Genomic DNA, 9,597 nt, shown 5'->3' on the forward strand with positions numbered 1-9,597 from the left:
CTTTTCTTCGCTTCTATTTAAAAAGATACTGCGCAAACTCATGCAGCGACTTGCGCCATACCTGCCACTCGTGGTCGCCGGGATAGGAGTTGAACCTCACCTCCACGCCACCGTCACGCATCTTTTTCACAATGTTACGGGTATATTCTATACGGGGGTCCTGCTCGCCACAACTCACGAAAAACATGTCGAACTGCTGGTTAAAGGTCTTTGTATCCGTCAGCATGCCAGGCACCTCTTTCTCCAGGTCGAAGTTTGATGCACCCTGGATGCCGCCGAACATGCCCGTTGAAAACACACCCACATTGGCAAAGACCTCTGGGTCACGCAGTCCGATATAGAACGACTGTCCGCCACCCATCGACAAGCCGCACATAGCACGGCTCTTACGGTCTTTCTTTACACGGAAGGTCTTCTCCACAAAGGGTATGATATTATCAATCATCTCGCTGCGGAAGGTCTGCATGCCCTGCCAGCTATAACCGTCGCCCAATCCGCCATTACGGTTCTGCACGTTACTGTTCGAGCTCACCACAATCATCGGCACAGCCTTGCCCGCAGCAATCAGGTTGTCCATAATCTGAGCAGTACGTCCCTGCTCCATCCAGCCGCGGTGGTCCTCACCGCCGCCATGCTGTATATACACCACGGGATAGTCCTGCTTGCCTTCATCATAGCCCGCAGGGGTATAGACCATCAGCGGACGCCACGACTCGTCCACCTTACTATAATAATATAAGGTACGCACCTGACCGTGCTTTACGTCCTGCACCTCGAAATCGTTCATGCCTGCCTCAGCAATCTCGATGGCACTCGACCATCGGCTGCAGCCAAAGAACGTCTGACTGGCAGGGTCGGCAGTCGACACGCCGTCAACAACCAGCGAGTAGTAATGGAATCCAGGCACCTGCGGCTGGGTGGTCACCGTCCATGCGCCACCTTCCTGCTTCTGCATGTCGTATTTCTTGCCGCCCAGGTCAATCTGCACCAGTTGTGCCTGCGGGGCATTCACGCGAAACATCACGCTGTTGTCCTTCAGCACCCTCGGATAGCCATTGCGGTTGATGTTCGTCACTGGCGAGTAGGAGTCTTCGGGCATGCTCTCCCTACGGAAACCCTGCGCTGAAACCTGCGTGCAAATCATGGTCGCCAGCACAACGACCTGTATCATTCTGATTGTTCTCATGAGTTATGTCTTTGAATTTGCGTGCAAAGTTACTTATTTTTCCTTAATATTCCACATCTTTGCCAAAAAACTTTCGTACCTTTGCACCCAGATGAGGAAACAGTTTTGTATTATAGCACTCCTGATGCTGCCTTTTGGGGCGCTGGCACAGCATACCGACGTGGCTCGTGAAGACACGTTGCAGGAGGTGACCATCACCTCACGCTCGGCCCAGAAACGCATGGACGAGGTGCAGATAGGCGTAGAGAAAGTCGATATTGCCACGCTGGCCAAGGTGCCCTCACTCTTTGGCGAGAAAGACATCATCAAGAGCATTCAGCTGTTGCCTGGCGTGAAGAGCGAGAACGAGGCCTCGGGTGGCTATCAGGTACGTGGCGGCAAGGCAGCACAGAACCTCATCCTGCTCGACGGAGCTACGGTCTATAATGCTGGCCATCTCATGGGACTCTTCTCTACCTTCAACGACGATGCGCTGATGAGCGGCTCGCTCTACAAAGGTCTGGTGCCAGCACAGCTGGGAGGCGGCACAGCCTCGGTGTTCGACATCAGCACGCGCTCTGGCAGCCTGCACGACTATCATTTTGGAGGCTCCATCGGACTGCTCTCTGCCAAGGTCGTTGCCGAAGGTCCTATCCAGCAAGACCGCTCTTCGTTCCTGGTGGCTGGTCGTCGTTCCTATCTCGACCTCTTTCTCAAGGCCTCAGAGAAGTACCGCGACAATACCCTGCATTTCTACGATGCCAACGTACGCTTGAACTTCCGCCTGTCGCAGAAAGACATCCTTTCACTCTCGTTCTTTGCCGGACGCGACAATATGGGACTTACCGACATGATGAACATGGAATGGGGCAACATCACCGCCACCGCCAACTGGCTGCACACCTACAGCAGTAATCATTATGCCAACACGAAGGCGCTCTACAGCGACTTCACCAGCGATGTGGGCATCGACATGCTCAACATCTACTACACCATGAAGGGCTATATCCGTCACGCCACCCTGCAGCACCAGCAGACCTTGCAGACAGGCTCACATCGCCTGAACAGCGGGCTTGAGGCCACATACCTGCAACTGCAGTCAGCCGAATGGGATATCAACCTGCTGCATCAGCGCGAGAAGCGCAACGCCCTGACGGGAGCCCTGTGGCTGGGCGATGAATGGCGCCTGGGACGCAACGTCGAGCTGTCGGCAGGTCTGCGCCTCCATCTCTTCTCCGTGCTGGGCGGCGCGCCCTATTACCAGGTTGACGGCGACGGCAACATCACCGAGACCACGGAGGAGAGCAGCGGCCATATCGTGAAGACCTATGCCGACATCGAGCCTCGTGTCAGCGCCAAGATCATGCTCAACCAGCAGCACAGCCTGAAGGTGGGCTATAGTCGCACGTCACAGGATATCCATGCCATCAGCGGCATGTCTATGTCGATGCCTTTCGACCGCTACACCATGACCAGCAACATCATCAAGCCAGAACAGGCCGACCAGGTGGCTGCGGGCTGGTTCTACATCACGCCTCACGACGACTACGACTTCTCCGCCGAGGGCTACTTCAAAAATATTCGCAACGTGTATGACTATCGCGATGGCAAGGCTTTCTATTCTGAGATTGAGATAGAGCGACTCATCCTGGGCGGCAAGGGTCGGGCCTACGGCCTGGAGCTCTGCGCCCATAAGAACAAAGGACCGCTCACAGGCTGGATCAGCTATACCCTCTCGTGGTCGGAGAATAAGATTGAAGGCATCAATGGCGGACGCTGGTATACCGCCTCCAACGACCGTCGCCACGACCTCGCCATCGTGGGCATGTATCAACTGTCGCCCTCGTGGGAGCTGGCAGCCACATGGCGCTATAACACAGGACAGGCCCTTACCGCTCCCTCGTCGAAATACGATATCGACGGCACCACCTTTTATTATTATAACGAGCGCAACGGCTATCGTGCCCCAGCCTATCACCGACTGGACCTCAGCGCCACCTATACCAAGAAGCTGCAGAAAGCCACGCAGATATGGTCGTTTGGCATCTATAATGCCTACTGCCGCTACAACCCGTTTACCATCCGCTTCAAAAACGATGACAAGAGTCCCACAGGTACCATCGTCGAGCAGACCTCGCTCTTCGGCATAGTGCCCTCCGTCTCGTTTACAATAAAATACTGAATATGCGAAAGATTCTATATATCATCCTCTCGATAGTGGCGTTGACGTCGTGCAAGAAAGAAATCGACTTCGACTTCAACGAGATAGAGCCCTTGGTAGTCATCGAAGGACGGGTGACCAACGAAGGCACCAAGGTACAGATTACCCCCAGCCGTTCCGTCACCGACTCCATCCGCCCACGCTGTCTGCAGGGTGCCACCATAGCCATCACTGCCGAGGGCATCACCACCATAGTGCCCTACGACGAGACCTCCGACAGCTACTGCTCACCACTGTCTGGCATTCCTGGCACCACCTATCAGCTCAGCGTCGACTACAACGGCCACCACTACGAGGCCAGCGCCATGATGCCTGAGCCAGCACCAATCATCTCGGCCGACTTCTACTGGATGACGATGCTCGACGAGCGCATGCTGGTCTACGAGCTCTGGGCCCTCGACCCCTACCCCTCACAGCGTAATCAATATTGGTATCGCATAAACCGCATCACGCATCATCCCCATTTCCAGGGGAAGAGAACCACAGAGCCCTATCGCTGGGGCGTGCTCGACGACCGTGGCTGTCCGCCAGGCTATGTCTTTCTCGATATGATGTCGACCAGTGAGAAGACCATGGACAAGGACGAGGAGGAGCATTGGAAGTCCATACTCTACGATGGCGACAGCATCACCTGTCAGCTCATGACCATCGACCGTCCCGTCTATGACTATTTCTCATCGCTGCGTGCGGGACAGAGCGGTGGTGCCAATCCTCGTACCAATATCTCTGGTGGCTGTCTGGGCTACTTCGCCGCAGGTTCCGTCACCCGTACCGACACCATCGTCTTCCGTCGTAGCAATGTCAAGGAATGGCGTTTATATTCCCCTTCTTAACAGCTAACACACTGCCTGATTACCGTATTGGTTTAATTGTCAGACGTCGCTCGTAGCGGGTGGGCTTGACCTGATAGCCGGGCAGGACATAGCAGGCCGTGCAGCCTACGCCGGTCGTGTTGTAGTCGAGGTTCAGGGTAATGCCGTCCTGCTGCTGTAGCTGGTAGGTATAGACCGCCTTCGTCAGGTTGTCGGTGCTATAATGGTAGGCGTTGAAGTTGAATGGCTCGTCCATCGCAAAGCGCAGTCCCTGGCCAGAGCCATTGCTCATGTCGAGCCAGCGGTTGTCGCAGCGCAGACCGCAGTCCTGCGGAATGAGATAGGGCTCGAACATATCATCTACAGTTTTCTCGTAAATGCCGATGGCGTAACCTGTCTTACGATCGGGATAGTTCTCCTCCGGACCGCGACCGTACCACTTCACCTGCTGCATCTCGTCGCAGAGCGTCATCGTCAGTCCGATGCGTGGCAGAAGGGCGGGCATCTGTCCCTCGGGCTCAAGAATATGATGGAGGGCGATGGTGCCGTCGCCGTTGATGCGGTACTCATAGACCTCTGAGAAGCCTGAATAGCGCAGGCCGGTGATGTAGGCATCGAGCGAAGTGTTGACAGGGGCACCGAACTGGGAGAACCAACGCACATTGACATACACCTGACCATTGGCCTCGAAGGCCTCGCAGGAGATAGGGATGCGGGTGGTGGCGTTCAGGTTGTTGCTATAGAACTCGTTGGCTATCTGTGAGCCATTCCATGCCTTGCGGTTGTTGTAGGAGATGTTCCACTGATCCCAGCCGTCGACCTCAAGTGCCAGCGGGGCGCGCCACACGTTCATCTGGAGCGGCGACTTGAGCAGTTCCTTGCCAGCTTGCTTGATGCTGAAAAGTTGGCCGTCGGGGGTGAATGCGTAGGAGAAGCCGTCGCCGCTGACCGTGATAGTGTCGTTGGTACGGCTGAGCACGGCCTTTCCGATGGTCTTGTCTGTAGGTATTGCCAACATACGCCAGGGGAGTTCCAACTGATCCCAGGCCATGACATGACCTTTCTTCGCCCAGATCTCATCGGCCTTCAGACTGCTGGAAATCATGAGGCGGTATTCGCAGCCAGGGTTGAGGACGGGACGGCTGTAGGGTATGGTGATGACCTTCTTGGCCAATGGCTCCACATTAGGACTGAGCGTTCCCTGCTGCAGGCAGGTGCCGTCCTCGTAAAGTTCCCATTTCATATTATAATAAGAGGTGTTGAGGAAGTGGTTCCTGTTCCATATCTCTACCGTACCGTCAGCAGCACTCAGCAACCTGCATGATACGGGCTGGGCCGATTTCTTCATCTGATAGATCTCCGGCTGGACGGTTCTGTCGGGCCATATCGTGCCGTAGGTACGGGCGCCTATGCCGTAACTGAAATAGTTGCCCTCCTGCTGCTCCGTCTCGAAGTCGAGATTGAGCAACTGGCCTGACTTGTCGGCAATGATGACATTATCCATCAGCGCATCACAGATATATACGCGGGTGTCCTGTCCGTGGGTCTGCTCGTTGCGACCTATGTTCACGGGGAATGGCGCGTTGATGATGTTGCCCTGAGCCTCTATCTGGGCTACCTGAGCGTTGTCGATGCTTACCGTCATCTGCTTTCCGTCGTAGCAGGCTTCCACATGGTGCCACTTGTCCTCCCAGTCGGCGGGCAGCGGAGCCGTCAGTTCGTACTTGTGGTTAGCAGCAGCCTGCCTTCTGCCGAAGGGCTGTCTGCCGGCGTCGCCCTCCGCAGCCGGAGCCTTGTCGGTGTTGATGTAGAACACCAGCTGCTCCTTTCCGTTTTGCTGAACGCCAAACTGCCATTCGCCCTTGTTTACGAATGAGCCGCAGGAGCTGATGAGCTTGCGGGGGCAGACGTCGAAGCTGACGGTGAGGGTGTTGCCTGTCAGCTCCAGACAGTCATCACGATAGACCTCTACCCACTCGTCGTGGCCGCTCAGGTCAATCACTTTATTCTTTTTGTTGCGACTGTCGGCCACCAGTTTGGCATTGCCCATGATATGTGCCATCACCTCATGGCCCGACTTGTCGGTGAGGCGGCGTGCGGGCTGCGTCAGTCCTGGCGACACGAAGTCCCAGACGGCACCGCCGATGCAGCGCTCATGGGTATAGATGGCTCGCCACATCTCGTCGAACATACCGCCGCTGTTGCCTGCTACGGAGATATACTCATCCATAAACGACGGGCGCACATCGCCATCGCCGTGACGACCTACCCTGAGGTCGAGAGCCAGCGCGGTGGGGTAGCGCGGACCGATGATGTCCTCGGCGGGATGGCTGTAGGCGTTGCCGCCGTACATCCACCAGCGGGTGTGGTCATATTTGCGGCCTTCTTTAATCACCTCGCCGATGTTGGGACCCTCGCCGCTCTCGTTGCCGGCACTCCAGAAGAGCACTGCCGGCTGGTTGCGGTCGCGCAGCACCATGCGGCGCACACGCTCAAGATACATAGGTATGAAACGCTTGTCGTTTGAAACCCATTCTGTGGCATGTGCCTCAACGCCAGCCTCGTCGATGATGTAGAGTCCGTAGCGGGCGGCATATTCCAGATAGCGCGGCACTGGCGGATAGTGGCTGGTACGCACACCGTTGAAGCCGAACTGCTTGAGGATGGTCATATCCTTCTTGACGAGTTCGTCGTTCACGGCGTGACCGTTGTCAGGATCCTGCATGTGTGAGCACTGGGCATTCACCTTCAGCGGTTTGCCGTTGAGGTAGAACACGTTGTTGCGCATCTCGGTCTCCTTGAAGCCCACGTCCTGACGGGCATCCTCGGGTGTGGCCTCCGACTGACGCTTGCCTGTGGCAGCATCCACGAGGTACATCTTGAGCTCATATAGGTTCGGCGTCTCTGCCGTCCATTTCAGCGGGTTGGAAATATGCTTGTTCATCTTCAGCGTCATAGTGCTGCTGCCGTTGGAGAATGTTGCCGCCTGACTCTCCAGTCGCGCTACCTCCCGTCCGCCGGCACCGGTCAGTACGGCCTGCACCTTAAGCGGCGTCTTGGTGGGTTGCGCATCATAGCTTCTAACGGTCACCTCGATGTTCAGGTCCGCATCGCGATAGACCTTGTCCAGGTCGGTGGTCACATACCAGTCGAACAGGCGGGTCTTGGGTGTGGCGTAGAGCCATACATCGTCGAAGATGCCGGCCAGACGCCAATAGTCCTGTCCCTCCAGATAGAAGCCGTCGCTATATTTGATGACCTTCATAGCCAGCGTGTTGCGACCTTTCTTCAGATACTTCGTGATATTATACTCGGCAGGCTCCTGAGCGCCCTCGTTGTAGCCCACCTCCTGACCGTTGACCCACAGGAACGAGGCTGACGCCACCTTCTCGAAGCGCAGGAAGACCTCCTCACCGCTCCAGTCGGCGGGAATGGTGAATGTGGTGCGGTAGGCACCCGTGGGGTTGTAGTCGCGTGGCGTCATAGGCGGGTCGGCCTTGAAGGGCGAGGCCACATTGCGGAACAGCGGGTCGCCGTAGCCCCTCATCTCCCAGTTCGACGGCACGTCGATGGTGGCCCACTTCGCATCAGAGTATTTCTCCTCAAAGAAGTTGGCAGGAATCTCCTGCGGCGTGTCACCATAGTAGAACTTCCACCTGCCGTTGAGCAGCATGTGATGCCCAGGAATGTAGTATGCGCGGCTTTCCTCTTGTCCGTATTCAAACACGTCGAGGTTCTCAATGAAATGATACAGGTCGTCAAAACCTTTCTTCTCTGTCTGTGCCGATGTCGCCATCATGGCAGGTATCATCAGCAGAGTTGTGAATAACTTTCTCATAAGTGCTATAAAATAAGTATAGTCTTTTTAATCATCAATTTCACAAAAACATAAAAATTTTGCGGCAAAGTTAATCATTTTTGTTCACTTTTTCGTATTTTTGCAGCAAAATATTTTAGATTGTTATGAAAAAGATTTTTGTATTCGTCTTGAGCACCATGCTCCTGACAGTAGGATTAACTGGTTGCACGAATTGTAAGCCCATCGACGGGCCAGGTATGGAACGCGATTCTGCCGCCATCGCCGCAGACTCCCTAGCCATGAAGGCACAGGAAGACATTACCGCTGTTATCAAGAATCTGTATGCTGCCGCCGCTCAGAACGAAAGTGATATAGACCAGCGTTTTGCCTGTCATGCCTGGCGCGACAATGTGGCTGCCGTTGAGAAGAAAGACGCCAATGTGGCGGATATCGGCTTCTTCAACGATGACTACTGGACCATGATGCAGGACGACAATCCGAGTGATCTGGAGGCTCGCGACATCAAGTTTGAAGAGCTGGACGTTGAAAAAGCCACCGCTTTGGTCGATTATACGCTCTACAGCTCCGTCCAGACCATTCACCAGCAGTTTAGGTTCTGCCGCGAGGATGGCAACTGGCGCGTACACGACATCATCAGGTTCTACGCCGATGCTGACGACAAGGAGGTTGCGGCCAGCCTCATGGAGGCTATGCAAGCCTATCTCTCTGCGCCCCAGGAGGAAACCCCTGAGCTAACCTATGCCAACATGGCTGGCATCTACGACGACGCCGACCAGGAAAGCCGTATTGACCTTTGTAAGGACGGCACTGCCACATGGTGCATGATAGGCAGTCTTAACTATACGGAGTACACCTATCATATTGAGGGTAACACCATCTGCCTGAAGCCTACTGATGTGGACTCTGAGGAGGACTGCTATGAGTACGACCCCAACACCCGCACGCTGAAGAACGAACAGGGCGCGGTCTATTACAGGCAGGACATCGACTGATTGACGTCATCTTACACCTGTTCTAACGTCATCTTCGGGTGCTTCCAATGGCATCTACGACTCGTTCCGATGATACTTTACCCCCCTAAAGTATCATCGGAACGACCGCAAAATACCATCGAAACGGATGAAAGGAACGTCAGAAAAGACCCGAAAGTGACTATATTCAAAAAAAAATTATCCCCCGCCGATTGGCGAGGGATAATTGTATAGAAATATTGAGTAAATTACTCGTTGCTCCAATCCTCAGCAGCCTTGCGGATGTAAGTCTTGTAGCGCAGCTGGGCCATCTTCTGTGCCTCAGCGAACAGCTCCTCAGCCTCGTTGGGATAAGCCTTCTTAACTGACAGGTAACGAACCTCACCAAGCAGGAAGTCGTGGAAGTTCTCCCAGTTAGGCTCCTTAGAGTCGAGAGAGAATGGGTTCTTGCCTTCCTCAGCCAGAGCTGGGTTGTAGCGCCACAGGTGCCAGTAACCGCACTCAACAGCCTTCTTCTCCTCGGCCTGGCTCTTACCCATACCGCCCTTGGCCTTCAGACCGTGGTTGATACATGGAGCGTAGGCGATGATGATTGAAGGTCCGTGCCA

Annotated in this window: 5 protein-coding genes and 1 pseudogene; 3 read left to right on the top strand and 3 right to left on the bottom strand. The window is 55.0% G+C overall.

The window, feature by feature from the left end; all coding sequences use genetic code 11:
* Positions 1-13: 13 nt before the first annotated feature.
* On the bottom strand, positions 14-1,186 hold the full coding sequence (locus Q0R57_RS10730; protein WP_294747268.1) for an alpha/beta hydrolase-fold protein: 1,173 nt from the start codon (positions 1,184-1,186) through the stop codon (positions 14-16).
* A 91-nt stretch (positions 1,187-1,277) separates the two neighbouring features.
* On the opposite strand from Q0R57_RS10730, the gene Q0R57_RS10735 reads away from it, so the two are divergent.
* Both Q0R57_RS10735 and Q0R57_RS10740 read left to right on the top strand, forming a co-directional pair.
* Positions 1,278-3,347 (top strand): TonB-dependent receptor plug domain-containing protein, encoded by a 2,070-nt coding sequence (locus Q0R57_RS10735; protein WP_294747270.1) that lies wholly within the window; start codon positions 1,278-1,280, stop codon positions 3,345-3,347.
* A gap of 2 nt (positions 3,348-3,349) precedes the next feature.
* The gene (locus Q0R57_RS10740; protein ID WP_294747273.1) at positions 3,350-4,219 is read left to right on the top strand and encodes a DUF4249 family protein; all 870 of its coding nucleotides are present in this window, start codon (positions 3,350-3,352) and stop codon (positions 4,217-4,219) included.
* Positions 4,220-4,238: 19 nt separating this feature from the next.
* On the opposite strand, the gene Q0R57_RS10745 is transcribed toward Q0R57_RS10740, so the two are convergent.
* On the bottom strand, positions 4,239-8,036 hold the full coding sequence (locus Q0R57_RS10745; RefSeq protein ID WP_294747275.1) for a glycoside hydrolase family 2 TIM barrel-domain containing protein: 3,798 nt from the start codon (positions 8,034-8,036) through the stop codon (positions 4,239-4,241).
* Between the two features lie 125 nt (positions 8,037-8,161).
* Here Q0R57_RS10745 and Q0R57_RS10750 point away from each other — a divergent pair, with 125 nt between their 5' ends.
* The gene (locus Q0R57_RS10750) at positions 8,162-9,010 is read left to right on the top strand and encodes a hypothetical protein (protein WP_294747278.1); all 849 of its coding nucleotides are present in this window, start codon (positions 8,162-8,164) and stop codon (positions 9,008-9,010) included.
* A gap of 227 nt (positions 9,011-9,237) precedes the next feature.
* Here the strand turns inward: Q0R57_RS10750 and Q0R57_RS10755 are convergent.
* A pseudogene (locus Q0R57_RS10755) lies at positions 9,238-9,597 on the bottom strand (pyruvate:ferredoxin (flavodoxin) oxidoreductase); the annotation flags it as partial.

Origin of the sequence: uncultured Prevotella sp., from assembly GCF_946407605.1 — a bacterium.
In the GTDB taxonomy this organism is placed as follows: domain Bacteria; phylum Bacteroidota; class Bacteroidia; order Bacteroidales; family Bacteroidaceae; genus Prevotella.